Raw genomic sequence first — 24,176 nt, forward strand, 5'->3', positions numbered from 1 at the left:
CATCTTTGATGCGCGCCCTGCGGGCCGTTGCTGAAGCAACGTTGTCTCGCTTCGCGAGGCTCGAACCTCCTGCGGAGGTACTCATCCTCATAAACGACGGACGAAAAAAAACCTGCTTTAAAAAGCAGGTTTTTCGAATGTGGTCGGCGAGAGAGGATTCGAACCTCCGACCCACTGGTCCCAAACCAGTTGCGCTACCAAGCTGCGCTACTCGCCGATGCGGGGCGCATCTTACTGCTGGCGGTTATAGGCGTCAATCACTTTTTTGCCCCTGCATTTCAAGTGGTGATAAAAGCGCCATAATGCGCTGCGCCGGGGGTTGCGCAGCGTATTTCACTCAGGCGTTGGCGGTTTTCAGCGCCGGCGTCTGCGCACGCAGGAACGGCAGCAGGAACAGCGCCGACAGGCAGGCGGCGATGGAAATCACCACGAAGAAGCCGTTCCAGTGCCAGATCTCCATCACCCGCGCAATCGGGTAGCCGGACAGCGCCGCGCCCAGGTAGGCGAACAGGCCGACGAAACCGGTCGCCGCACCCGCCGCATCCTTGTGCGAACACTCCGCCGCCGCCATGCCGATCAGCATCTGCGGGCCGAAGATGAAGAAGCCGATGGCGAAGAAGCAGCAGGCCTGCAGCAGGTAGGTCACGCCCGGCATCAGCCACAGCGCCGCCACCGACAGGAAGATACCGATGGCGAAGATCAGGTTCATCGGGCCGCGGTTGCCGCGGAACAGCTTGTCGGAGCCCCAACCGGCCACCAGCGAACCGATAAAGCCGCCCACTTCAAACAGCGAAATGGCCGAGTTGGCGGTCATCAGCGAATAGCCCTTTTCCTGCGTCAGGTAGAGGTTGCCCCAGTCGTTGATCGCGGTGCGCACGATGTACACCAGCACATAAGAGACCGCCAGCAGCCAGATGTACTTGTTGGTCAGCACGTAGCGTTTGATGATCTCGCGGTTGCTCAGCCCCTGGCCTTCCGATTCCTGCACCAGCTCCATGGCGTCGTTACGCCATTTGCCGACGCTCGGCAGCCCCAGGGTGGATGGCTTGTCGCGCAGGCGCCAGCACATCAGCAGGCCGAGCACCACGCCGATGATGCCGGGAATGATCATGCCGTAACGCCAGCTGAAGTGCAGCGAGATAAAGCCCACCAGCAGCGGGATCAGCGCGCCGCCGACGTTGTGCGAAGTGTTCCAGATTGCCCACCAGCTGCCGCGCTCGGAGCGCGAATACCAGCTGGTGAGGATTTTGGAGCACGGCGGCCAGCCCCAGCCCTGGAAGAAGGCGTTGAGGATCCACAGCGTGCCCAGCATCAGCAGCGACGAACTGAGGCCGAAGAAGATATTCAGCACCCCGGTCATGATCAGGCCCAGCCCCATAAAGTAACGCGGGTTGGAGCGATCGCTGATCATGCCGGAAATGAATTTCGAGCAGCCGTAGGTGATGTAGAACAGCGTGCCGAGGATGCCGACGTCGGACATCGTCAGGCCCAGATCGCTCAGCATCGCCGGCATGATGAAGTTGAAGCTTTTGCGCGTGAAGTAAAACGCGGCGTAGCCGATGTACATGGTGCACATCAGCTGGATGCGCCAGTATTTGTAGCTGGCGTCGATCTGCCGTTGATCGGTGACCTGCGGCGCGTCCGAGCGGCTTTTAAGGAAAGACCACATGTGGAACCTCAGAGGATTGAATAAAGTGCCGCTATGATGCTCCTCGCGCGCGCGGGAGGCTTACGCCGGATTCCCGACGCGGCTAGGAGTTTTTCCTAGTTTGGCGCTTGCGCCGGTGAAACTGTGGGCAAGATCACACTCAAACAGGCGCCCCGTTCAGCGGTGAACCGCAGGCTGCCGCCGAGGGCGCTGATGCGCTCCTGCATACCGCGCAGGCCATACCCCGGCTGATGGTTTTCCGCATCGAAACCCACGCCATTGTCGCGGATGGTCAGGGCGATCAGCGGCGCGGCGCCTTTGCGCGGCTGCAGGCGCGCGTCCAGCTCCAGGCGGCTGGCGCCGGCGTGGCGGCACACATTGGTCACCCCTTCCTGACACACCCGGTACAGCGTGATTTTCAGCGTTTCATCCAGCAGCTCGTCCGGCACCTGCCATTGCAGGCTGCTCACCAGCGACGCGTCCTGCGGCAGCGACTCCCGCAGCATCGCCGCCACCGCCGCCGACAGCGGCAGGTTGTTCAGCGCCGCCGGCCACAGCTGGGTCAGCACGTCGTGCACCCCGTCGTAGACCCGCAGTGCCAACGCATCGATGGCGTCGGCGCAGCCGATGACCGCCGGTTCCGGCGCCAGGCGCTTGACGATGCTGGCCTGGGTGCGGATCACGGTGATGGTCTGCCCCACTTCATCGTGCAGCTCGCGCGCCACCTCGCGCCGGGTTTGCTCCTCCGCCGTCACCAGCGCCCGCGCCAGCTGGCGGTTCTCCGCCAGCCGCAGCCGCAGTTGCTGATTCAGCTCGCGCTGGCGCTGAATGCCGGCGCCCAGCAGCAGCCCGGTCAGGCTTTGGGCCAGCAGCGACAGCAGCAGATCGCGGTGCGACTCCGGCTGCGGCGGCTCGTTGACCATCAGCGCCACGCCGTTGAGCAGCGTCGCCAACAGCGCGCCCTGCCAGCCGTAGCGGTAAGACATGAACACGATAGGAATGGCCAGGCAGAACGGCGCGAAACGGCGCAGCTCGGCGGCGTTCACCTGCTGCTGCAGCCAGATGCTGAACGCAAACAACAGCAGATAGCTGGCCAAGTGGCCGAGGCGCAGCTCCACCGGCTTGTGGATCAGCCCCGGCTCCAGCGGCACCCAGATTTGGCGCGCCAGATAGTGCCACAACAGCAGGCAGGTCGGCGCGATGGTGAAACCGCCGGTCAGGCCGAGCAGCAGCGCGCGGGCGCCTTCGCCGCTCACCAGCTGCCATACCAGGGCCTGCAGCAAGGCGGCGGCGGCCACCACCGCGCCCTGCAACAGCGGCCACCGCCATTCGCTGTCGCTCTGCTGATGGCGCAACAGCCACGGCGAGGCCAGCAGGCTGAGCAGCACCGTCAACACCAGCACCGCCACCGACGCCCACAGCGCCGGGCCGTAACCGAACTGGTCCGCCAGCAGCGCCATCAGCAGCAGGTCGGCCAGCAGGATCCCCGGCCAGAAACGGTACGGGCTCTGCAGCAAAATGCCCATGCGCAGGCCGAACGGGAACAGCAGCAGCGCCTGCCAGGGCGGGTCGATCAGCGCGGTGCCGATGCCCCACAGGCAAAAGGCGCTGGCGGCGTAGATGAAAAACAGCGCCAGCTGGGTGATCAGGCGCTGCGTCACAGGTTCAGCATCCGTCTGGCCAGCTCGACGTTATTGTTGATACCCAGCTTGGCGAACAGATTGGCGCGATGCACATGCACCGTCTTCGGCGACAGCCCCAAGGCGGCGGCAATCTCGCGCACCTCCTGGCCCTGCGCCAGCAATAGCGCGATCTCGCGCTCGCGGCGGGTCAACGGATCGACCCTCACCCGCGCCAGCTGCTGGGCGATTTCCGGCATCAGGTAGACGCCGCCGCCAGCGACGGTGCGCACCGCGGTGATCAGATCTTCCGGCTTGCAGCGCTTGGAGAGGAAGCCGCTGGCGCCGCGATCCAGCGCCATTTCCACCAGCGCCGGGTTGTCGTGCATCGACAGCATCACCACGCGGATGCCGGAGGGAATGTCCGCCAGCAGATCCAGCCCGCTGCCGTCCGGCATCGAAATGTCGCAGATGCAGATTTCCGCCTCCAGCCCCGGCAGGCCGGCGCGCGCCTGCGCCGCGCTGCTGAACTCGCCCACCACCTGAATATCGGCCTCCAGCGACAGCAGCTGCACAAAGCCCGAGCGCACAATGTCATGATCGTCGATAAACGCCACGCGCAGGGTCATGGAAATCTCCGGTTAGAAGGGAAGTGCGCAAGTATACCGTATGCACACACCGGAATAATTGATGAAGAGAATGTATTGAGTGAAATTACCGGGTGCGCAAGGCACCCGGCGGGAAGGATTACAGGCGGGCGGGCGCCGTTTTATGCTGCGGCAGAGAGCACCAGTTGTTTTTATCCACGATGCCGCCGTTCGGCGAGGTGTAACCGAGGCAACCGAGGATGGTATCGAACAGCTCGACGTGGCGATGCGTTTTGCCGATGCGCTGCTGCGCCTGCAGCTGCTCAAAGGCGCTGAGGTGCTGCGGGTTCTCGAGGAACTTGTCCGACGCCCATACGATCATCGGCACGCGGAATTGCTCCGGCGGCGCCATTTCGCGCGGCGTGCCGTGCAGGTGCGTGTTCTCGCCGATCGATTCGCCGTGATCGGCGGCATAGAACACGATGGCCTTCTTGTCCCGCACCTGGTCGATCACATTGCTGATAAAGCTGTCGGTGTACAGCACGGTATTGTCGAAGGCGTTGATCAGCTGCGCCTTGGTGCATGAGTCATCCACCCCCATGCACTCCGGCTGATAGCGCGCATAGCTGCGCGGATAACGCTGCGAGTACAGGTAGTGCGAGCCTTTGGTATGCAGGATCACCAGGTGTTTGCCCTTCGGATAGCGCGCCAGCGACTCCTTCATTTCGTCCACCAACAGCATGTCATCGACCGCCTTGCCGTCGTTGCGCTTCTCGGACGCGATCATCTCGCGGAACGAATAGTTGTTCACCTCGGTGTTGTTGTAGAACCACACCTCGCTCTGCATGGCGAACAGCTCGGAAGAGAAGCCCAGATCCTTCAGCACCGCGAACACGTTCTGCTCTTTCAGCGTGCGCTGCGGGTTATCCTCGGTGCCACCTTCGCGCACGAACATGCAGCGCAGCGACAGCTTGGTGGCGGTGTCGCACGATTCGCCGCGAAACGCCACCAGGTTCTTCTCTTTCGACAGCCGCGGCGTAGTATCGCGCTCATAGCCCAGCATGCCCATGTGATCCCAGCGCGTGGTCTCGCCGATGATGAACACCACGTAGGTATCGTCGATATCCGCCGGCGGTACATAGGTGAAGTGTTTGCCCGGATCGAACATCGTGCTCTGGTCCTGGCTTTCGTCATAGCGGGTATAGGCAAACAGCCCCAGCGCCGACAGCCAGTTGGACGGCAGATACGAGTGCGCCACCACGCCGCCGTAGCTCGGCAGATCAACGTTGGCGAGCTTCTCCTGCACGCTCTGCTCGTCGTCCAGCATGCGCAGCGGCAGCCAGACCAGCGCCACCACCGCCAGCAAGACCAGCAGCGGCTTGATGCGATGACCAGGGGTTTTCAGCTGTTCGATCAGGGTGTAACGCAGGCCGTTTTTCCAGATCAGCAGCAGCGGCAAGGCGCTGAGCGCCACCATCCACAGCACGAAGTGCAGGCCAACCACCTCTTTCGACAGATCGATGTCGGTGGTCATCACCGACACCACGATGCCGTAGCCGATCACCACGTTGAAAAACGTCATGTAGTAGCTGGCGGCGACCGAAATCAGCACCAGCAGCGAAGCGACGATGCGATAAAACAGCCGGCCGCCGAGCGATACCAGCCGCATGATGAAGAACGTGAACAGGACGATAGCGATGACTTCCGTCACCGCCGAAATAAGCTTAATGCCCTGAATGCCGTGCGCCAGCGAATCAAAACGGCGATAGAAAACGGACAGGTTTAGAAATATGCCGATATAGATCGCTAACAATAACGATAAATTCTGCTGTGATAGCGATTTAACTTTGTTCATGTAACGCGGTGGCTCCGGGGACGGTGTAGCGGTTCTGACTCAGTCAGACACTGATTGCGGCTTCTGGTTCAGCCAACCGGCAATAAGCGTTATTTTGCGGGTAATAATCAAGAGAATTCTCACAAAACGGACAAAATTTACCGTTTTTTTGAACGATTTTTAGGCAGGGCACGCAAGAAAATGGAGGGATAAACCCTCCATTTTTTCCAGATTTCGGCAAAAATCTTACTTAACGTTCAGAGTCACATCGATATTTCCACGGGTAGCGTTGGAGTATGGGCACACCACGTGCGCCTTTTTCACCAGATCTTCCGCCACGCTGCGCTCGATGCCCGGCAGCGAGATATCCAGCTGCACTTCGATGCCGAAGCCGTTCGGGATCTCACCGATGCCGACGGTGCCGTCGATCTTGGCTTCGGCCGGGATTTTGACCTTTTCTTTCGCCGCGACAAACTTCAACGCGCCGAGGAAGCAGGCCGAGTAACCGGCGGCGAACAGCTGCTCAGGGTTGGTGACTTCGCCGCCGGCGCCGCCCATCTCTTTCGGCACGCCCAGTTTCACGTCCAACACGCCGTCGGAGGAGGTCGCACGGCCGTCGCGGCCGCCGGTTGCGGTGGCGTGAGCGCGGTAAACCACTTTCTCAATAGACATCGTTCATTCCTTCTTGCTGGTTGGCGAGATGACTACGGCTTCCACGAGGTAAAGCCGGTCACATATTTATCTTTTGCGATTAAATCGCGCACTACTTATTTTTGACACTTATTAACCAGTGTAGACCACCCGCGCCGTTCTTGCGTCCGGCGACGGCGGGTCAAATCTGATCGATCAGGCTGCCGCGCAGCTTTTCCAGCTGCTGTTTGAGCGAGACGATCTCGTCCAGGCTGCAGTCGGTGGCGCACATCACCGCCTCGGGCACCGATTGCGCCCGCTCGCGCAGCGCGCGGCCGGCTTCGGTCAGGGCGATGATCACCTGCCGCTCGTCGGTGGTGGCGCGATAGCGCACCAGCAAACCGGCGGTTTCCAGTCGCTTCAGCAGCGGCGTCAGCGTGGCGGAATCGAGGAACAGCCGCTCGCCGATATCCGATACCGTCACCCGATCGCGCTCCCACAGCACCATCATCACCAGGTATTGCGGATAGGTGAGTTCGAGCTGGCTCAACAGCTTGCGATAAACTTTGTGCAGCGCCAGGTTGGCGGAGTACAGCGCGAAACAGAGCTGCTGATCGAGCTGAAGCAGGTTCTTCGCCTTGGGTTGTTCGGTCTCGGTGCTTTTCATGTGTGTGAATATAGATAGCGCACGATGTAATCGCAAGCTATTTCTTTTGAGGTATGCTACATTTTTTTCATGCAGAGGATGCTCGGAGGGAAAGGAAATGACGAACACGCTTGCAGAACGCGCGCGCCGCTACGCCACCAAGGCGCATGCGGCCATCGATCAGCGCCGCAAATACACCGACGATCCGTACATCGTCCACCCGCAGGCGGTGATGGAGCTGGTGCGCAGCGTACCGCACACCGAAGAGATGCTGGCGGCCGCCTGGCTGCATGATACGGTAGAAGACACGCCCACCACCCTCGGCGACATCGACAGCCATTTCGGGCCGAAGGTGGCAGAGCTGGTGCGGATGTTAACCAACGTCAGCCACGCCGAGGACGGCAACCGCTTTGAGCGCAAAAACCGCGATCGGCGCCACAGCGCCGGCGCATCGCCGCAGGCCAAAACCATCAAGCTGGCGGATCTTATCGACAACACCCGCTCGCTGCTGGACTACGACAGCCACTTCGCCCAGACCTACCTGATCGAGAAACAGCGCCTGCTGGAGGTGCTGACCGAAGGCGACCCGACGCTGTGGCGCCAGGCCAGCCATATCGTTGAACAGGGGCTGCTCAGGTTGCAGCAGCCGCCGCACAACGTGCCCGCCAGCTGGTTCGAACACGCCCGCCGGCGCTACCGCGAGAGCGACGCGGCCTGATCAGAAGGTCACCACCGTTTTCAACGCCGTCACCCAGGCGTCCTGCGTCTCGCTGACGCCCGCCGGGTGATGCCAGTACTGCAGGCCCGGCTGCAGCTGCAGCCACGGCGTGACGTTAACCCGGTAATACAGCTCCGCCGTCACCGAGTGGCCCGGCACCGGCCGGTAGTTCGGATCGTGATAATCGCTGATGCCGCTCATCTGGTTGAGATAACGCTGATTGTCTTTGTAGCGGTCGCTCAGCTTCACCACCGAGACACCGAGCCCCAGCCAGTCGTCCGGCCGCGCATCGAACAGCCCGCGGTAACGGATGCCGGTCGAGGTAGACCAGTGCAGGTAGTTGCTGCGCTGATCTCCCAGCCCCAGGCTGTAAAACACGCTCAGACCGCGGTTGACGTCATCCGCATGGCGCGTCACCTGCTGGTTGAAACCGGTATACAGGAACCAGGTGCGATCGTGGCTGCGATAGCCCTGCGGATCGCTGGCACCCGGCCCGCCGGACACCCCTTCATAAAGATCGCTCTGGCGCGCGTTGGTGAACAGCACGCCCAGGTTATACACCCCAGGCAGCTGGTTGACGGCGTGGGTTTTCAGCTCCAGCTCCATCGGCAACAGGAAGCCTTTGCTGCCCTTGGTGGACCAACTCCAGGCGTGGCTGCGGCTGGGGGCGCTCGGGTTCTGCTCCATCACGCCGCCCTTGAGCGTCAGGCCGTCGGTCAGCTTGTATTGCAGCGTGGTGCCCCAGTAATGCACGTTCCAGTTATACCAGGTCAACGAGTTGGCGGACTTGCCGCCGCACAGCGTCAGCGTCTGAAAATCGCAGGGAATGATCTGATCGAAATCCTGCACCTTGTTCATCATGCCGATGCGCCACTGCAGCCGGCGATCGAGGAAGGAACGGCTGAAGGTCAACCAACCCAGCCGGGTAATCGACTGCCCGCCAAAGCTCTCCTGCGACAGATCGGTCAGGCCGACGCGCGGATCCTGCAAGCGATCGCGGGTCAGGTTGTTGTCATGGTTGCGGTTGACGATATTGCCTTCGATCGCCGCGTCCGGAATGCCGGTCAGCGCCTGCAAATCCTGGCTGAAGGTCAACGAGAACTGGTCGATGTACGACGCCTGTTTGTCGTGGTTGTAACCGCCGCCGGCGTTATACGACAGCTGGCTGAGGTAGCCGAGGTTATAGTGGAAGCCGTGATCCTCCAGGATCGGCCTGATCCCCAGCATATCCCCCAACAGCCCGGGCTGTGGCGGCTCAAAGCCGAGCGCTACCCCTTCCCATTTGGCGGTGGGGGCTTCGACGTCCTTGCCGGTTTGCAGCGTTTCCGCCTGCGCCTGGCTACAGAGCAGCGCCAGCGCCGCCAGGGTCATGGAACGAGGTAATAAGCTTTTCATCATTATTATATTTCTCCGCATAACGGCTGACTGCGGGCAACAGCATTCCCTGGGAGAGAATTTCCCATCATGAACAGCAGCGAATAACGTTAGGTTAACGCCCGGCGTTTGCCGCCGGGCTTAGAGGCTAGCGCCGGTCTTTCAGGCTGGCGCCGTTGCTGTGGATCACATCGCGATACCAGTAGAAACTCTTCTTGCGGCGGCGCTCGAGGCTGCCGTTGCCGGCATCGTCCCTGTCGACGTGAATGAAGCCGTAGCGCTTCGACATTTCCGCCTTCGAGGCGCTGACCAAATCGATCGGCCCCCAGCTGGTGTAGCCCATCACCTCGACGCCGTCGTCGATCGCTTCCGCCACCTGCACCAGATGGTCATTGAGGTAGTTGATGCGGTAGTCGTCGTGGATGCTGCCGTCGGCCTCGACGCGGTCTTTGGCACCCAGCCCGTTCTCGACGATGAACAGCGGCTTCTGATAGCGGTCGTACAGCACGTTGAGCAGGTAGCGCAGCCCGATCGGATCGATTTGCCATCCCCACTCCGAGCTGGCCAGGTGCGGGTTCGGCACCATATCGAGAATGTTGCCGCGCGCCGTCTCGTACTGCGCCGGGTCGGCGGTGACGCAGCCGCTCATGTAGTAGCTGAACGAGATGAAATCGATGGTTTCGCGCAGCGTTTGCCGATCTTCCTCGGTGATCGCCACCTGAATGCCGTTTTCACGGAAGAAGCGCTGCATATAGGCCGGGTAATAGCCGCGCGCCTGCACGTCGCCGAAGAACAGCCAGTCGCGGTTTTGCCGCTGGGTTTCCAGCAGATCTTCCGGCTTGCAGCTCAGCGGATACAGAATACCACCCAGCAGCATGTTGCCGATTTTGCCCTCCGGCACGATCTCGTGACAGGCCTTCACCGCTCTGGCGCTGGCCACCAGCTGATGGTGGATCGCCTGATAGATGGCGCTCTTGTCGCTCTCCTGCGGCAGGCCGACGCCGGTGAAGGGCGCGTGCAGCGACATGTTGATTTCGTTGAAGGTCAGCCAGTGTTTGACCTTGTGCTTGTAGCGTTCGAACACGGTGCGCGCATAGCGCTCGAAGAAATCGATGGTGCGCCGATCGCCCCAGCCGCCGTAGTGCTTCACCAGGCCGTAAGGCATCTCATAGTGCGACAGCGTGATCAGCGGCTGAATGCCGTACTTCGCCATCTCGTCGAACAGCCGATCGTAAAACGCCAGCCCGGCTTCATTCGGCGTCTCTTCGTCGCCCTGCGGGAAAATGCGCGTCCAGGCGATTGAGGTGCGCAGACACTTAAAGCCCATTTCGGCGAACAGCGCGATGTCCTCCGGATAGCGGTGATAGAAATCGATCGCCACATCCTTGATGCCGCTGTCGCCCGCCGTGCGCGGCGTAATGGCGCCGAAGATGCCCTGCGGCTGCAGATCGGAGGTCGACAGCCCCTTGCCGTCGGCCTGATACGCGCCTTCTACCTGGTTCGCCGCTACCGCGCCGCCCCACAGAAAATGTTGCGGAAACTTGCCGTTCATCGCTTGCTCCTCAATTAACGTAATAAAGTCAGCAGCGGCGCCTGTTCCTGCACCGGAGACAGGCCGCTGGTCAACACGTCCACGTAGTCATCGCTGTTGCTGATGATGATCGGCGTGGTGGTGTCATAGCCGGCAGCATGGATCGCCGCCTGGTCGAACTCGATCAGCAGATCGCCCGGGGCAACCCGCTCGCCTTCCCGCACGTGGGCGGTGAAATGCGCCCCGTCCAGCTTCACGGTATCGATACCGACGTGGATGAGAATCTCCGCGCCGTCGTCCGATTCGATGCCGATGGCGTGTTTGGTTTTGAACAGCGACGCCACGCTGCCGCTCACCGGCGCCACCACGCGCCCCTGCTGCGGCGCGATCGCCACCCCTTTCCCCAGCAGGCCGCTGGCGAAGGTCGCGTCGTTCACCTGATCCAGCGGCACGATGTCGCCGGCGATCGGGCTGAGGATGGCCTGCTTGCGGTTAAGCGGCGCGGCGGCTTCAGGCTGCGCCGCGTCTTCCGCCGGTGCGACGCCGAACAGGTAGCTGGCCAGCGCGGCAAACACGAACGACAGCAGGGTGCCACCGATCGCGCCCCATACCGTGGCGTCGATGCCGCCGCCGGGGATGATCTGCGCGAAGGTGAATACGCTCACCAGGCCGAACGAGTAGACCGAGGTATGGAAGTAGCCGATCACCGCACCGCCCAGCGCGCCGCCGATGCAGCCGAAAATGAACGGGCGTTTGTTCGGCAGCGTAACGCCGTACACCGCCGGTTCGGTGATGCCGAAAATCCCGGCGCCGATGGCCGAAGCGGACAGCGCCCGCAGCTTGGCGTCGCGGGTGCGCAGCATCACGCCCAGCGTGGCGCCGACCTGCCCCATTACCGCCGGCAGCAGCAGCGGCACCATGGTGTCGCGCCCCAGCACGCTCAGGTTATTGATCATCAACGGCACCAATCCCCAATGCAGACCGAAGATCACGCACACCTGCCACATCGCCCCCATAAAGGCACCGGCGATGATCGGGTTAAAGGCGTAAATGCTCTGATAGCCGTTGGCCAGCAGGTGGCTGAGCCAGGTCGCCGCCGGGCCGATCAGCAGGAAGGTCAACGGCACGGTGATCGCCAGGCACAGCAGCGGCGTGATGAAATTGCGCAGCGCGCTGTGGATCACCCGGTTAAACAGCGGCTCCAGGCGGCAGGACACCCAGGCCGCGAAGATGATCGGGATCACCGACGAACTGTAGTTGATGAAGGTCAGCGGAATGCCGAAGAAGTATTCGCGCACCGCACCCGGCTGCTGCGCCGCTTCGAACGCCGCCATCATCAGCGGATGTGTCAACGCGCCGCCGATCGCCATGGTGACGAAGGGGTTGCCGCCGAATTTATTCCCGGCGGTGTAGCCGAGCATGATCGGGAAGAAGTAGAACAGCGAGTCGCTGGCGGCGAACAGCATTTTGAAGGTGCCGCCGCTCTCCAGCAGCCAGCCGCAGGCCAGGCTCAGCGCCAGGAAGCCTTTCAGGATCCCCGAAGCGGCCATCACCCCGAGCAGCGGGGTAAAAATACCGGACACCAGATCGATAAAGCGGCTGAGCAGGTTGTCTTTTTTGCCGCCCGCATCGTCGCTCGGCGCGCCCTCGGCCAACCCGCCAACGCGGTTAACCGCGTCGAACACCTCCGCCACGTGGTTGCCCACCACCACCTGGAACTGGCCGCCGCTCTCCACCACCATGATGACGCCGGGGTTTTTCTTCAGCGCTGCCGCGTTGGCGCGAGTGTCGTCACGCAGCTTGAAACGCAGGCGGGTGGCGCAGTGCACTAGGCTTTTCACATTGTCGCGGCCACCGACGCCGGCCAAAATCTCACTGGCTAATGTGTCATATTTCATACGGTTATCCTTAGACTTCGCGTTCTGCCGCTTCCCTCCCCGCACTGGCCTGGCGCTGAGGCGGAATTCGGCGCAAAAAAAAACCTAAACCTCGCGGCCTCTGCCCCATCGGGGAACAGAAACGCAAGGTTTAGGTTTTGCCTGCCGTAGCAGTAACAACCCTAAATCGGTTGAGTTATGACGTTAACACCGCAGATTTTGCCGGGGCAAGCCTTTGCGCCGGCAAATTGCCGAACTGTGATCGCGGGGGCAAAACGGCCTCAATGCGCGAAATAATGCATGCCGCCATCTACCTGGATCACCGCGCCAGTGATATATCGCGCGAGCGGGGAGCAAAGAAACGCCGCCAGATAGGCCATGTCTTCCGGTTCGCCGAAGTAGCCGATCGGGATATGTTGCGCAATAAACGCCTGGCGCGCTTCATCGCAAGCGTATAAGCGCTCACGGATCTGTTCACTGTTGATACGTCCGGGTTGCAGCGTATTGACGGTAATCCCCTGCGCAGCCACGTCGCTGGCCAATCCTTTGGCCCACAGATGCAATGCGCCCTTGGCGGCGCTGGCGGCGCTCAGGCTGCGCGGCTCCATCGATCCGCTGATGTTGATCACCCGGCCCCAGCCTTGCGCCTGCATGGCCGGCAACAGCGCCTGAGTCAATCTGCGGGCCGGCGTGAAGTTCAAAGCGAAAGCGTCATCCCAGCTGCGTTCGCTGTCGTTCAGCGTCGTGGGGTGAAACGCGCCTACCGCGTTGATCAGGATATCAACTGTCCCCACCTGGCGCAGCGCCTGCGCCGCCAAACGGGCTATCGCCTCAGGGTCGGTCACGTCTGCAACGATCACCTGCGGACGCACCGCCCCTTGCCGTTCCACCTCACCCGCCAAGGCCTGCAGCCGGTCACCGCGTCGTGCGGTGGCCACTACCTTGACACCTTGAGCGGCCAATACCCTGACCATGCCGGCACCGATCCCTTCGCTGGCGCCCGTGACCAATGCCGTGCGTTGCTGCAGTTGCAAATTCATAAGAAACCCTAATTGAATAATTCAATTTAAAAGGAAACGTTCACACATTGAATCACGCCGTTATTCGTGTGAATATTCCCGAAAACCGCATCATTAATGTGCAGGAATTCACCGATGTTTGACTGGCAGGATTTAAAACACTTCGTGGCGCTGGCGCGCACCGGTTCGTTGTCTGCGGCAGCGCGGGAGCTGGGTTGCGATCACGCCACCGTCGGGCGACGCGTAGCGGCACTGGAACAGGCGCTCGGCCTGCGTTTGATCGTACGACTGCCGCGCAGCACGCCCTTGACCCAGGACGGGCAGGCGATTGCCGGGCTGGCGGCGGAGATCGAGGCGCAAAGCCAGGCGATTGCCCGCCATGCGCGCAGCGCCGGCGCAACGCCCCAGGCCGGCGTGCGCATCAGTGCGCCGCCGTCGATCGCCGCGCATATTCTCGCGCCGCGCATTGCCGCATTTAACCAGGCTTTTCCACAGATCGTCGTCACGCTGTCGGGTGAATCGGCGCTCGCCGAGCTGGATCGCGGCGAAGCCGACATCGCCGTGCGCATGGTGCGCCCGCAGCAACCGGAACTGCTGACGCAGCGCATCGGCATGATGCGCTACGCGCTGTATGCCGCACCGGAGCACGCCGCACTGCCCGACGCGGCGCGCCGCTTTCTCGCCTATGACCATCACTACCAACAGCAGCCGCATCAGCAATGGCTGCAACAGCTGTTGCAGGGGCGTCCGGTGGTCTTTCAGGCCAGCGATCTGTTTTCACTGCAACAAGCGGCGCGTTCAGGGCTGGGTGCCGCCGTTTTGCCGACTTTCGTCGCCGATGGCGATCCGGATCTGGTCCCGTTGCCCACGGCCAATGCCGCGCCAACGCGCGAGCTTTGGCTGGTGACGTATCCCGATTTGGCGCGCACCGCTGCCGTGCGCGCGGTGATGAATTTCCTGGTCGAAACGCTCGGCAAAACGTGCCCATTACCGGCATAAAGCATCAGAATGACTAATATAAATACTGGACAAAAGTCACGCGGGGGATTATTACTGGTCAACACTTAATCGAGAGTAGGGATGGCAGTCATCATGGTGTTGCGTACTGATGTAGGACGGATTCTGATCACCGGCGCCGGCGGCCGGGTAGCCACGGCGTTTCGTCAGGCAATGGGCGATCGCTACGCGCTGCGCCTGGCGGAACGCGACATCAGCCTGCTGAACGATCTGCAACCCGGCGACGAAGTCATCAGCTTCAACATCGCCGATCTCGACGCCTGCCGCGCGGCCTGCACCAATATCGACACCGTGTTGCATCTGGCGGCCGATCCCTCCCCCGACGCCGACTTCTGCGGCTCGTTGATGGACAACAACATTCTCGGCACCTTCAATATCTTCCGCGCGGCGAAAGACGCCGGCTGCCGCCGGGTGGTGTTCGCCAGCAGCGCACAGGCGGTGGAAGGCTATCCGCTCGACTATCAAATCCGCCCGGATGACGCGCCGAAACCGAAGAACCTGTACGGCGCCAGCAAAGCCTTCGGCGAAGGCATCGCCGCCTACTTCGCCCATCAGGAAGGGCTTTCCGCCCTGTCGGTGCGCATCGCCAACTTCACCACCCTCAGCCCGGGCGATCGGCTCAGCGCCCGCGATATGAGCGCGTTTCTCAGCCATCGCGACGCCGCCGATCTGCTGGAGCGCTGCATTCGTGTCGAAGGGGTGCAATATGCGGTGGTGCACGGGGTTTCCAATAACCGCTACACGCGTTTATCGCTGGAAGAGACCCGTCGCCTGTTGGGTTACGCCCCGCAGGACGATGCGTTCAGCCTGCTCGGCTTCGAATAGCCTGGGCGGAAAGGGAAACAAGCCGGGAGGAACCCGGCGTTGGGACAGCATTACGGTTTTTCGGCGATCTTGCGCAGATATTCGTTATTTTTAAACGCAATGATGATCATCTCGAACGCCACGCGCACGAACACGCCGCCGACGATGATGCCGAACAGGCCACGGAAGAACTCGCCGTAGAACATCATGCCGATGCCGCTGATCAACACGCCCAACAGCGCCAGCCAGTAAACGGCGGTGATGATTTTTGGCGTCAGCATCGCGTCGAAGAAGAAGATATTTCTCATGTGGATCTTTCCTTAGGCAGGTCTTTCATTATCCCAGAGGTGCCGTGCAAGCGGCCACCATGTATATACATGGTTAATGATAGCGGCTAAGAGTTGATGCCGAACAGATAAATGGGGGCGGGAGAGGATAAGCGTTTATGTTTTATGCGGCTAACGGCGTGCGGCGGATAAAAAACCGCCGCACGCTGTCGCTTAGCCGTTGGCGTAAACGACTTTTGCCGCGGTGCGGCTGGTGAACAACACCAACAGCAGCGCCAGCCCGGCGATAATCGCCCCCATCACCGGCACGAAGCTGTAGCCCAGACCGGCGGAGACCACCGCGCCACCGGCGGCGGCGCCCAGCGCGTTGCCCAGGTTGAAAGCGCCGATGTTGACCGAAGACGACAGCCCCGGTGCTTCGCTGGCCACGCGCATCACGCGCATCTGCAGCGGCGGCACCACGGCAAAGGTCGCCGCGCCCCAAATCACCATGCTCACCGCGGCGCCGATGTCACTGCGCGCCAGCAGCGGGATCAGCAGCATGATGGCCACCAACAGCAGCAGGAAGCCCTTCAGCGTCGCGCTCTCGGAACGGTCGGCGAACTTGCCGCCGAGGTAGTTGCCGATCGAGAAACCGACGCCGATCAGCACCAGCATCACCGTCACGAACAGCGGCGTCGCCTCGGTGATGTGCTGCAATACCGGCGAAATGTAGGTATAGAGCGTGAACATCGCGCCCGCCCCCAGCACGGTCGTCAGCAGCGCGGTCAGCACCTGCGGCCGCACCAGCACCGACAGCTCGCGTTTCACGTCAGGGCGCGCGCCGGCGCTGCCTTTCGGCAACGAGAACCACAGCCCCAGCATGGCGATCACGCCCAGCCCGGCCGTCGCCAAGAACGACATGCGCCAGCCGATGGTTTCACCCAGCCAGGTCGCGGCGGGCACCCCGCCGATATTGGCGATGGTCAGCCCCATAAACATGGTCGCCACGGCGCTGGCCTGTTTCTCTTTCGGCACCACGCTGGCGGCCACCACCGATCCGAGGCCAAAGAAGGCGCCGTGGTTCAGGCTGGTGATGATGCGCGACAGCATCAGGGTGGTGTAATCCGGCGCGATGGCCGACAACACGTTGCCCAGGGTAAAGATCGCCATCAGGAAAATCAGCGCGCTTCTGCGCGCCCGGTGCGACAGCAGCAGCGTCATCAGCGGCGCGCCGACCATCACGCCGACGGCGTAGGCGCTGATCAACATGCCGGCCATCGGAATGGAGACGTCCACCCCTTTGGCGATGGTCGGCAGCAAGCCCATGGGAGAGAATTCGGTGGTGCCGATGCCGAACGCCCCCACCGCCAGCGCTAACAAGGGATAATTCACTTTCATGCAACAACTCCGGTTTACCGCTGCCGAAGCGCGGGAACAGTTAAGATGCCGAAAGTATGACATTGATCACAACAAAGATAAGCAGGCGGGAGGCTAAAAGACTTTTGCAAATTTGTTAAAAGTGCATGGCAAGATCGGCATAGGGTACTAAGATTGCTTTACCGCGATCGCGGCGATGCGTACGGAGAATGGCGATCGTATGTCTAAATGGTAAGCATCAGGGAAGTTACTCCGCATGTGGGTTATTTATCCCCCGCATCCCATATTCGGGTAAATCCAATGAAAAACCTATGATATTACTTACTGACTATGCGTTATCGGCGATAGCGTGGAAAACGTCAGTCCTCACGACATGACTAAGATGTGCGTAATGAAAGTGGTCAACCAAATTAATTTTTATACAATTCGGATATGAATTATAAAGAAAAAATAAACACCATAAATACCAGAGTGCAGAAAACAAAACTAACATAATGAAATAAAACGATATTTAATAAAAAATTATCAAAGTAATTAGATTTAAAAATAATTATCAAACATGGATTTAATTTATAAATAAGTTGATACTTAAAAGTTAAAAATACAAATAAAAAAGTCAAAGCATCCAAATAGTGAATGGGGAAAACACCAATCCTCTATATTCACACCAATGGGTTGAATATATAAGCGAACATGTAAATATCTTTATGTGCGGCGCTATGGTGGCGCCGCTTTGATTAAGGAAAGATCGTATGTCTAAATCACCTATTGGCACTACAGCCACGACAGGGCAGAAATGCCCGGAAAGCGGTGTGTGGGAAGTGGTTGGCAAACCCTCAACCACAGCGCCAATCGCTAAAGGCAATATCATGCCTCCCTATGGCGGCAAAGGCGTCACCTGGAAATTGATCCAACACGCCTAATCTGAGCCCATCCAGCCTCTTTCTATGAAAGAGGCTCTTTATCTGACTATCGGCACCGCATCGCTTAGCGCTTTTCATTGCGCACTTTGCCCGATCGCATTTCGATGTTCCGCTGCAGTTCACGCAGCCCACCGGCCAGGAAGCAGGCTTCCGCCAGCACGAACAGCGGGCCGATGATAAGGCCCGTCACGTCGTCCATAAACGCCGGTTTTCGCCCCTCCCAGAAATGCCCGACAAACTGAAACAGCCAGCCGATGACGAAACCGCCGATGCCGATGCTCAGCCACGTCGCCGTCGACAGCGACGCCACCCAGGCGCCGAACACGAGGCACACCAGCAACAACGCCAGCATCATGGCGCCAAGGCGCAGATTTAGCCGCAGGTAATAGAAGGCCGCGACGAGCACCACCGCGCAGGCCGGCGAAAACGGCAGCCCTCCCGCGCCCCACGCCGGCCGGGAGAGCAGCGCCAGCAGGCTGACGACGATCAGCGGGATGCCGATATAATGCGTGGCAATATTGCGCGCATCGTGGTGATAGGCGGCATAAGCGGCAAGTTGATCTTCCAGACTTCGCATGTTGACCTCCGAATGATGCACGCACGGCCGAGCCGGCTCATTGCATTAAAGATAGCCGTATCGTTCAGCATAGGAAAATGGTCAGGGATTGGCGATCACAGGAGTCGAATTTGATAGCGAATTAATTTGAATTTACTCAGTTTTATCCAGTTCGATTTTGAACCATGCCCCCTATTATGCCCCCAAATGATTTTGCTTGTGGGGTTCAAGGGGCTTTATGGCTGCTTTTTGGTATCGGTTTTCCACTGTAGTAAACCGGCGATATCCTGTTCCCCCGCAGCTTCTTTTAAGCGGCGCTGCTGCTCGGCATACTGGACGTATTCAGCCTGCGCTTTTTCATCTGCCGCTTTCTTACTGACCGTGCCAGCCCCTTGCAGAACGTCACGGTCGTTAAATTGCAGAAACTGATCCAGCTTATCCTGCCAGTCACGAAGGAACACTTGTTGACGGCGCCGCGCCTGATCTTCAGCGAAATCCAACCACATGTTGACCACGCGATTGAGTTCGCTGACTTCGTCCTGATTGAGGTAATTTTTCGCCACCGTCACGTCGCTTTTGCGCACCTCCTCACCTTTATAGCTGCTCAAACCCATATGAGGCTGGCTGGCGTCAGCCCGCTGGTGGATGAGTTCGGCAGCGGTGTGGCCGGTGCAGGCAAAATGCAGCTTGTTTTAGATAGTTTGGAAAAACAACGTTGTCTCTTTAAGTGACGGCTGATAATCGGCGGCTAATGCGAAGATCTCCCTAACCCGCAAGTAAACCCGACGCTCACTGGCACGGATAGGGGCCCCTCTCTGTGGATCAACCCAGTCGGGACTTCAATATGCTTAAGATCTGACGGCGACAGATCAAACTGCCAGCAGTCATTGCTGCACTCCGCCTGAAACCTGATCGCCGGTAGCTCCCGCAATAGTCGGGGCTGATCGAGACGATAAAGGGAAAGCCAGCGATTAACCGTCTGTTTTCGCAAGAGGCCGACGGGGCCTTTCACCAATCCTTGCGCAGTCTCAACGCCATGTTCTTCGAGCAATTGGATCGCACGTCTGGTCGACAAGTGACGACCGGATTTGTTGGTGGTTCGTAACTTCAGGGCGGTGATGAGCTCACAATAGTGTTCCAGTTCTGACTGGGCAATATGCGGGGCCTGCCATGATCGCGCCGATGAGCCGTTCGAGGCTTGAGGACATAACGAAGTGACCGGTAGACCGTGGTCGCCGAGATACCATACAGTTGAGCCATCGCCGCAATCTGAGCGGCGCGCTCAGGGCTTTTGGGCGGCAGGCGATCGAGCCGTTGTCGCAGCTGCAGCAACGAGTCAGCAGGGATGGTCTTACGCCGGCTGCCCATAATTATCCAGTACGCGGTAGATAGAAGCCCGACCGATACCGATCTGACGGGCAATCGCGGTAGCGCCCATTTTCTCGTCCATATACAGACGATATACCTCTGCAGGATCAATGGAGGGCTTGCGGCCGCGATAGACACCGCGCGCCTTTGCCGCAGCAATGCCCTCCAACTGGCGCTCCCGACGAAGATTGGTTTCAAACTCGGCGAAAACACCCAGCATATCGAGGAAAGCTTTGCCGGCGGCGGTACGCGTATCGACAGGTTGTTCCGTTGCCTTAAGGGTGATGCCTTCCTCGTTCAACGCATGAACGATATCCTGCAGATCCTTGATACTGCGAGCCAGACGATCGACACGTGTGACCATCAATGTGTCACCTGGTCGCAGAAAATCCAGCAACAGTTGCAATTCAGTCCGACCATCCCGGCTGCTGCCACTGGCTTTTTCTGCGCGGATGATTTCGCAGCCGGCGGCGCGAAGCGTCTTTATTTGCAAATCCAGATCCTGGTCGTTGGTTGACACACGGGCATAACCATAAAGGGCCATAATGATGAAAATTGTCTCGTTAGCATCTAGATGATGAAAACGTGGCACCAGGATGAGACAAAACAACCCAAATGAGACAAAAAATCTGTCTCACCAGACTATGCGCTTTGGGTGTGCCCAAAAAAGAAGCCCGGCGTTAAGCCGGGCTGAAAAAGTGAGAATTTTTGGCGATCAGGCGTTTTTGAAACCTGGCTTGCCGTTTTTGGCACGCCACTCTTTGACTCTTTTAGCTATTGCTTCAGGGGTTGCTTCGGCATCCGATGGCGCGTAATAGATAAGATCCGTCCCTTCTGGATGTTCTGTAATCCTCTCGAAGTGTTCCAGAAGAATATCTAGTCGATCATCTGTTTCAGCAACATTCTCTTTGAAGATTTCTTTCAATAATGAAATAAACTCAGCCTCGCTGTATTCAGTAATATTATTTTTAAGATCCATCACTTACCTCCTTTATGAATATCAACATGCCGTTTCGGTGTCATAACTCGCAAATTATCTATATTGTAAACATCACCGCCTTTGGATATCTCATTTATATGATGAATTTCAAAAGAAGTTCGCTTACCGGCGGCATCCAATTTACGTGCTTTCGGTGCCTTACCTACAGCCATACGGCTACGATTAGAGACAATAAATTGCTTGCTTAATGCAGGATCTTTACTCACTTCCTGCCAAAATGCCTTGCGGAACGCATCAAAGTTCGCAAACTCTCGTCCACGTAGCTTGTCCGCAATCTGACTGGGGACTGGAGCTCCCAGTTCCTGCCCCGCTTTGTTCAGCCAGCCTTCACCCACTTGCTGTCCTTTACCGCTCACTTTACCCGGCATATCTCGCGGGCTACTGAACACCACGTAAATCGGCTCGACGCCGGTACCCTTGGCATCAGGCTGCCAGTAGATAAAATCTTGCAGCCCATCGGTATCTGCGACCGGTGAAGTCGTCACCACGATGTTTTCCACCGGCTTTACATCGGTGCCGGTATGCACCGGCGTTGCCGGAACCGGTGGAACCTGATTACCGGTATTCGATGGGGCTGACGGTGCCGCCGCCGGGTTAATCAAAACCGTCCGTGATGGAGCACCGGCCGTCGCCGGCACTGTGATGCGATCCAGACCGGTTTTTTCATCGCGTACCGCCGTCAGCACCTGAACAGCTTTCGGCAAACCATCACCGGTTTTCAGCAGTTTCAGTGCCAATTGGCCGTTTGACATGACCAGTTGACCCCGTGCGGGCAAATCGACCGAGCTCACGCCCGGTTTCAGCCCGTGAGCTTTGGGCAGCATAATACTTGCCGGATAACTGAACAAGGCGGGAACATCACGGCCGGGCACCTTGTCACTCCCCACACCCACCTTCTGGGAATGGAAGATAACGGCCAGTGCAAACCCGCCGGCCACCCTGGTGGCCAGCGACAACCCCTGGCCAATGTTGCCCGCGAGAGTCTCAGGCAGCGGACCGCCCAATATCATCGTACCACCGCCGGCCACGGCAAATTGAACAGAACCCGGAGCGCGACTCAGGGCCAATGAACCTGTCGCCCCCAGGGCGCCATTGGCCGCCTTCACCATGTCAGGGGTATAAGTCGGAGCAGGGTGCACCCCGGCTTTGGCCAATTCTGCCGCCATTTTGGCTTTGGCATCCGCCGCCGCTTTCGCCTCTGCCTCAGCGCGTGCTTTGGCTTCCGCTTCCGCTTTGGCTTTTGCCTCGGCTTCGGCCCGTGCTGCCGCTTCGGCTGCCGCTTTCACTTTGGCCTCTGCTTCAGCCCTGGCCCGTGCTTCCGCTTCTGCCTGGGCGCGCGCATCGGCTTCGGCTTTTCGCGCCGCATCCAGGGTGATATCGGCCAGCCCTTTGTCAACGTTAGCCTGATTGAGCGCTTGCTGGGCTGCGGTTAATTCCGCTGTGACGACATCCACCTGATGCTGGAGACTCTTCAGTTTTCCCTCTTCCTCCTCCAGTTGCCCCAGATAGCTCGGGTCAAGCTGATACATCTCCGTGAGCATCGATACCAGCTTTTGCTTCTCGTCACGCGGAGGAATGGCAGCAGCCAGTTGTTCATTCTTTTGGCGTATTTGTTCCGCGGCCTGATTAATGCGTTCCTGAGATTCACGCACTTTATTTTCAGCCGCGGATACGCCGATTTTTGAACCTTCTGCAATTGCCTTCGCTTTTGCTTCGGCTTCTGCCTTGGCTTTGAATTCAGCTTCGGCCTGGGCGCGGGCCCTCTCCTCGGCTTCTTTTCTCGCCGCCTCTTCCGCCTTTTGCCTGGCTTCCGCAGCTTCTCTTTCCCGTTTCAGCCGCTCTTGCTCTTCATGCCAGAGTTTTTGCAGATAGTCGCCGACCTCCCACGAATCATATCCACTAATGGCATTGCCAAGATCAATATTGCCGCCAAAGGGATTGGCAGAATTAAAGGGATTACCGGGCGTGACCGTCAGGTCGTTGCCACTCCAGCTGCCAGTTGTCGGCCATCCCCACTGCGCCCCATCCCAGACCATACCGGGCTGAGGCGATGTACCGTTATTGTCACTCATCATAACTCCTTTTATGTAAAAACAAACTCATTACTGTATATACATACAGCATTAAAACTGTACACAGAGACTATCCGCACGTCAATTAAATGATAATCATTCGCTTTTGTGCTGTTGCTGATACAACGTATCTCTGACCACCATCGTGACCGGAACATCAGGAACATCAGCTGAGTCGCATTTTTGCCCTGAAGAGAGGCGGCTCCAGCGGCGAGCGCAGGAGATGAGTTTGATTTGCAGTTATTGTGAGCCGGCGGCTGATAAACACGAGTCGTTACAGGTAAGGTCTGCATGTTGGTTATCTCGTAGTTAGCTAGCTGAAAGGAGCAAATCGATTGGTATAAAAGGCGAAGATTTATGCTGTTGATTGGGGTGTAGGATAAATGGCGAGATACACATAACCCTGTGATCCCAGACTGTCGGCTTCGCAGGTCAAGCCATTGCAATACAACGTGACGCAGTGCTGATAACGGGGATTGAGCTCACCAGAAAGCAGCATCAGTTCCAGGTGGTTGATGAACTGTGGGAAGGCGTTATCTACATCACGCAGCTGCGCGTCGCTGAAGGTCCCGCTAATCTCGGCACGGTCGGCCAGAAAATGCAGACGGTCACCTTCCTGTACCAGGCGGGCGCCAAACTGCGGAGTGACGTTACGTTTAAGTCCCCAGACAGGGGCAATGATTGATGGCATCGTATCGCCCCCTATAACAAGCCATGTTCAGCAAACGAATACACCGACATGCCGCCGACAATACAGTGATCCAGTACCCTGACCTCAACCAGTGCCAGCGCATCTTTAATCCTGCCGGTGATTTGCCGATCGGCAACACTCGGCTCAGCGTGGCCGGAAGGATGGCAATGCGCGAGAAGTACCGCTGCAGCATTGTGCTTCAGTGCCGCCTTCACGATTTCGCGGGGGTGGACTTCGGTGCTGTTGATACTGCCGGTGAACAACGTTTCGTGGGCCAATAACCGGTGTTGATTGTCGAGCCAGAGCACCATAAATACTTCACGCTCCAGCCTAGCCATGCGCAATCGAAGCCAATCGCTGACGGTACTAGGTGAAGTGAATGAGGCTCCCGGTTCACGCAAATGGGCCTCCAGCAAGAACAGGGCGCGTTTGATAGTACGTTGTGTACTTAATGGCAGTTCAGTGACTGCCGGGGATAAGGTTAAGTTCATGAGGTTGTTCCCGTTGTTTTCAGTCGTTCATAGGCATGATGTCACTGCTATCTGACGACAATTAATCTGGCCGGTTCGCGACAATTATTTTGGCCGGTTTGTAATCTGAGATCACAACCTACTCA

22 protein-coding genes, 1 tRNA gene, 1 other RNA gene and 2 pseudogenes are annotated in these 24,176 nt (G+C 58.8%); 4 read left to right on the top strand and 22 right to left on the bottom strand.

Annotation, left to right across the window (positions count from 1 at the left end):
* From AC4PR2_RS24815 to AC4PR2_RS24850, 8 genes are all read right to left on the bottom strand, one after another.
* Nucleotides 1-105: non-coding RNA, RtT sRNA (locus AC4PR2_RS24815), on the bottom strand; the annotation flags it as partial.
* A gap of 35 nt (nucleotides 106-140) precedes the next feature.
* A tRNA-Pro gene (locus tag AC4PR2_RS24820) sits at nucleotides 141-217 on the bottom strand.
* Nucleotides 218-337: 120 nt separating this feature from the next.
* Entirely contained in the window at nucleotides 338-1,669 is a 1,332-nt protein-coding gene (locus AC4PR2_RS24825) for an MFS transporter (RefSeq protein ID WP_038875891.1), read from the bottom strand.
* Nucleotides 1,670-1,764: 95 nt separating this feature from the next.
* Complete coding sequence (uhpB, locus tag AC4PR2_RS24830; RefSeq protein ID WP_049202602.1) at nucleotides 1,765-3,309, bottom strand: signal transduction histidine-protein kinase/phosphatase UhpB; 1,545 nt, start codon at nucleotides 3,307-3,309, stop codon at nucleotides 1,765-1,767.
* The gene (uhpA, locus tag AC4PR2_RS24835; RefSeq protein ID WP_038875895.1) at nucleotides 3,306-3,896 is read right to left on the bottom strand and encodes a response regulator transcription factor UhpA; all 591 of its coding nucleotides are present in this window, start codon (nucleotides 3,894-3,896) and stop codon (nucleotides 3,306-3,308) included. The genes uhpB and uhpA overlap by 4 nt, the downstream gene beginning before the upstream one ends.
* 118 nt (nucleotides 3,897-4,014) lie before the next feature.
* Nucleotides 4,015-5,709 carry a kdo(2)-lipid A phosphoethanolamine 7''-transferase gene (eptB, locus tag AC4PR2_RS24840; RefSeq protein WP_060424255.1) on the bottom strand — a complete coding sequence of 565 codons (1,695 nt, stop codon included), beginning with the start codon at nucleotides 5,707-5,709 and terminating at the stop codon, nucleotides 4,015-4,017.
* A 225-nt stretch (nucleotides 5,710-5,934) separates the two neighbouring features.
* Nucleotides 5,935-6,360 (bottom strand): organic hydroperoxide resistance protein, encoded by a 426-nt coding sequence (locus AC4PR2_RS24845; RefSeq protein ID WP_004934114.1) that lies wholly within the window; start codon nucleotides 6,358-6,360, stop codon nucleotides 5,935-5,937.
* A 160-nt stretch (nucleotides 6,361-6,520) separates the two neighbouring features.
* Complete coding sequence (locus AC4PR2_RS24850; protein WP_049202597.1) at nucleotides 6,521-6,985, bottom strand: MarR family winged helix-turn-helix transcriptional regulator; 465 nt, start codon at nucleotides 6,983-6,985, stop codon at nucleotides 6,521-6,523.
* A 97-nt stretch (nucleotides 6,986-7,082) separates the two neighbouring features.
* Here AC4PR2_RS24850 and AC4PR2_RS24855 point away from each other — a divergent pair, with 97 nt between their 5' ends.
* Entirely contained in the window at nucleotides 7,083-7,682 is a 600-nt protein-coding gene (locus AC4PR2_RS24855) for an HD domain-containing protein (protein WP_049274352.1), read from the top strand.
* On the opposite strand, the gene AC4PR2_RS24860 is transcribed toward AC4PR2_RS24855, so the two are convergent.
* The 4 genes from AC4PR2_RS24860 to AC4PR2_RS24875 all read right to left on the bottom strand — a co-directional run bounded on the left by AC4PR2_RS24860 (nucleotide 7,683) and on the right by AC4PR2_RS24875 (nucleotide 13,504).
* The gene (locus AC4PR2_RS24860; RefSeq protein ID WP_369803993.1) at nucleotides 7,683-9,053 is read right to left on the bottom strand and encodes a carbohydrate porin; all 1,371 of its coding nucleotides are present in this window, start codon (nucleotides 9,051-9,053) and stop codon (nucleotides 7,683-7,685) included.
* Nucleotides 9,054-9,204: 151 nt separating this feature from the next.
* Nucleotides 9,205-10,608, bottom strand: a complete 1,404-nt coding sequence (locus AC4PR2_RS24865) for a glycoside hydrolase family 1 protein (RefSeq protein ID WP_038875902.1) — start codon at nucleotides 10,606-10,608, stop codon at nucleotides 9,205-9,207.
* A gap of 14 nt (nucleotides 10,609-10,622) precedes the next feature.
* Complete coding sequence (bglF, locus tag AC4PR2_RS24870; protein ID WP_492175595.1) at nucleotides 10,623-12,485, bottom strand: PTS beta-glucoside transporter subunit IIABC; 1,863 nt, start codon at nucleotides 12,483-12,485, stop codon at nucleotides 10,623-10,625.
* A gap of 260 nt (nucleotides 12,486-12,745) precedes the next feature.
* On the bottom strand, nucleotides 12,746-13,504 hold the full coding sequence (locus tag AC4PR2_RS24875; protein ID WP_197803925.1) for an SDR family oxidoreductase: 759 nt from the start codon (nucleotides 13,502-13,504) through the stop codon (nucleotides 12,746-12,748).
* 114 nt (nucleotides 13,505-13,618) lie between these two features.
* Between AC4PR2_RS24875 and AC4PR2_RS24880 the strand changes: the two genes are divergently transcribed.
* Complete coding sequence (locus tag AC4PR2_RS24880) at nucleotides 13,619-14,482, top strand: LysR family transcriptional regulator (protein ID WP_033636600.1); 864 nt, start codon at nucleotides 13,619-13,621, stop codon at nucleotides 14,480-14,482.
* A 93-nt stretch (nucleotides 14,483-14,575) separates the two neighbouring features.
* A complete protein-coding gene (locus AC4PR2_RS24885) occupies nucleotides 14,576-15,325 on the top strand; it encodes an NAD-dependent epimerase/dehydratase family protein (protein ID WP_060441230.1) in 750 nt (249 codons plus the stop codon).
* Between the two features lie 50 nt (nucleotides 15,326-15,375).
* Here AC4PR2_RS24885 and AC4PR2_RS24890 read toward each other — a convergent pair whose 3' ends face one another.
* Nucleotides 15,376-15,612, bottom strand: coding sequence for a DUF4282 domain-containing protein (locus AC4PR2_RS24890; RefSeq protein ID WP_019452598.1), 237 nt, complete (start codon nucleotides 15,610-15,612; stop codon nucleotides 15,376-15,378).
* A 192-nt stretch (nucleotides 15,613-15,804) separates the two neighbouring features.
* Entirely contained in the window at nucleotides 15,805-16,971 is a 1,167-nt protein-coding gene (locus AC4PR2_RS24895; protein WP_039568202.1) for an MFS transporter, read from the bottom strand.
* 731 nt (nucleotides 16,972-17,702) lie between these two features.
* Between AC4PR2_RS24895 and AC4PR2_RS24900 the strand changes: the two genes are divergently transcribed.
* On the top strand, nucleotides 17,703-17,873 hold the full coding sequence (locus tag AC4PR2_RS24900; protein WP_165384400.1) for a hypothetical protein: 171 nt from the start codon (nucleotides 17,703-17,705) through the stop codon (nucleotides 17,871-17,873).
* 64 nt (nucleotides 17,874-17,937) lie between these two features.
* Here the strand turns inward: AC4PR2_RS24900 and AC4PR2_RS24905 are convergent, their stop codons facing one another.
* The 8 genes and pseudogenes from AC4PR2_RS24905 to radC form a co-directional block, all read right to left on the bottom strand.
* Nucleotides 17,938-18,450, bottom strand: a complete 513-nt coding sequence (locus AC4PR2_RS24905) for an Mpo1 family 2-hydroxy fatty acid dioxygenase (protein ID WP_492175596.1) — start codon at nucleotides 18,448-18,450, stop codon at nucleotides 17,938-17,940.
* Nucleotides 18,451-18,665: 215 nt separating this feature from the next.
* Nucleotides 18,666-19,238 (bottom strand): annotated as a pseudogene (rhuM, locus tag AC4PR2_RS24910) (RhuM family protein); the annotation flags it as partial.
* Nucleotides 19,233-19,797: pseudogene (locus AC4PR2_RS24915) on the bottom strand (transposase family protein); the annotation flags it as partial. The pseudogenes rhuM and AC4PR2_RS24915, both read right to left, overlap by 6 nt.
* A complete protein-coding gene (locus AC4PR2_RS24920; RefSeq protein WP_492175597.1) occupies nucleotides 19,781-20,341 on the bottom strand; it encodes a recombinase family protein in 561 nt (186 codons plus the stop codon). The pseudogene AC4PR2_RS24915 and the gene AC4PR2_RS24920, both read right to left, overlap by 17 nt.
* Before the next feature lie 171 nt (nucleotides 20,342-20,512).
* Nucleotides 20,513-20,776: a bacteriocin immunity protein gene (locus tag AC4PR2_RS24925; RefSeq protein ID WP_492175598.1), complete on the bottom strand. Its 264-nt coding sequence runs from the start codon at nucleotides 20,774-20,776 to the stop codon at nucleotides 20,513-20,515.
* On the bottom strand, nucleotides 20,776-22,869 hold the full coding sequence (locus tag AC4PR2_RS24930) for a pyocin-S2/colicin E7-DNase domain-containing protein (RefSeq protein WP_492175599.1): 2,094 nt from the start codon (nucleotides 22,867-22,869) through the stop codon (nucleotides 20,776-20,778). Before AC4PR2_RS24930 ends, AC4PR2_RS24925 begins: the two co-directional genes overlap by 1 nt.
* A gap of 355 nt (nucleotides 22,870-23,224) precedes the next feature.
* Nucleotides 23,225-23,560 carry a type IV toxin-antitoxin system YeeU family antitoxin gene (locus tag AC4PR2_RS24935; RefSeq protein WP_492175600.1) on the bottom strand — a complete coding sequence of 112 codons (336 nt, stop codon included), beginning with the start codon at nucleotides 23,558-23,560 and terminating at the stop codon, nucleotides 23,225-23,227.
* 11 nt (nucleotides 23,561-23,571) lie between these two features.
* On the bottom strand, nucleotides 23,572-24,051 hold the full coding sequence (gene radC / locus AC4PR2_RS24940; protein WP_439090283.1) for a RadC family protein: 480 nt from the start codon (nucleotides 24,049-24,051) through the stop codon (nucleotides 23,572-23,574).
* Between the last annotated feature and the right edge of the window lie 125 nt (nucleotides 24,052-24,176).

It is taken from the genome of Serratia sp. A07 (assembly GCF_058725505.1).

Coding starts and splice junctions, on each gene's coding strand:
- AC4PR2_RS24825 (WP_038875891.1), bottom strand. CDS start 1,669: ATGTGGTCTTTCCTTAAAAGCCGCTCGGACGCGCCGCAGGTCACCGAT.
- uhpA (WP_038875895.1), bottom strand. CDS start 3,896: ATGACCCTGCGCGTGGCGTTTATCGACGATCATGACATTGTGCGCTCG.
- eptB (WP_060424255.1), bottom strand. CDS start 5,709: ATGAACAAAGTTAAATCGCTATCACAGCAGAATTTATCGTTATTGTTA.
- AC4PR2_RS24845 (WP_004934114.1), bottom strand. CDS start 6,360: ATGTCTATTGAGAAAGTGGTTTACCGCGCTCACGCCACCGCAACCGGC.
- AC4PR2_RS24850 (WP_049202597.1), bottom strand. CDS start 6,985: ATGAAAAGCACCGAGACCGAACAACCCAAGGCGAAGAACCTGCTTCAG.
- AC4PR2_RS24855 (WP_049274352.1), top strand. CDS start 7,083: ATGACGAACACGCTTGCAGAACGCGCGCGCCGCTACGCCACCAAGGCG.
- AC4PR2_RS24860 (WP_369803993.1), bottom strand. CDS start 9,053: ATGACCCTGGCGGCGCTGGCGCTGCTCTGTAGCCAGGCGCAGGCGGAA.
- AC4PR2_RS24865 (WP_038875902.1), bottom strand. CDS start 10,608: ATGAACGGCAAGTTTCCGCAACATTTTCTGTGGGGCGGCGCGGTAGCG.
- bglF (WP_492175595.1), bottom strand. CDS start 12,485: ATGAAATATGACACATTAGCCAGTGAGATTTTGGCCGGCGTCGGTGGC.
- AC4PR2_RS24875 (WP_197803925.1), bottom strand. CDS start 13,504: ATGAATTTGCAACTGCAGCAACGCACGGCATTGGTCACGGGCGCCAGC.
- AC4PR2_RS24880 (WP_033636600.1), top strand. CDS start 13,619: ATGTTTGACTGGCAGGATTTAAAACACTTCGTGGCGCTGGCGCGCACC.
- AC4PR2_RS24885 (WP_060441230.1), top strand. CDS start 14,576: ATGGTGTTGCGTACTGATGTAGGACGGATTCTGATCACCGGCGCCGGC.
- AC4PR2_RS24890 (WP_019452598.1), bottom strand. CDS start 15,612: ATGAGAAATATCTTCTTCTTCGACGCGATGCTGACGCCAAAAATCATC.
- AC4PR2_RS24895 (WP_039568202.1), bottom strand. CDS start 16,971: ATGAAAGTGAATTATCCCTTGTTAGCGCTGGCGGTGGGGGCGTTCGGC.
- AC4PR2_RS24900 (WP_165384400.1), top strand. CDS start 17,703: ATGTCTAAATCACCTATTGGCACTACAGCCACGACAGGGCAGAAATGC.
- AC4PR2_RS24905 (WP_492175596.1), bottom strand. CDS start 18,450: ATGCGAAGTCTGGAAGATCAACTTGCCGCTTATGCCGCCTATCACCAC.
- AC4PR2_RS24920 (WP_492175597.1), bottom strand. CDS start 20,341: ATGGCCCTTTATGGTTATGCCCGTGTGTCAACCAACGACCAGGATCTG.
- AC4PR2_RS24925 (WP_492175598.1), bottom strand. CDS start 20,776: ATGGATCTTAAAAATAATATTACTGAATACAGCGAGGCTGAGTTTATT.
- AC4PR2_RS24930 (WP_492175599.1), bottom strand. CDS start 22,869: ATGAGTGACAATAACGGTACATCGCCTCAGCCCGGTATGGTCTGGGAT.
- AC4PR2_RS24935 (WP_492175600.1), bottom strand. CDS start 23,560: ATGCCATCAATCATTGCCCCTGTCTGGGGACTTAAACGTAACGTCACT.
- radC (WP_439090283.1), bottom strand. CDS start 24,051: ATGAACTTAACCTTATCCCCGGCAGTCACTGAACTGCCATTAAGTACA.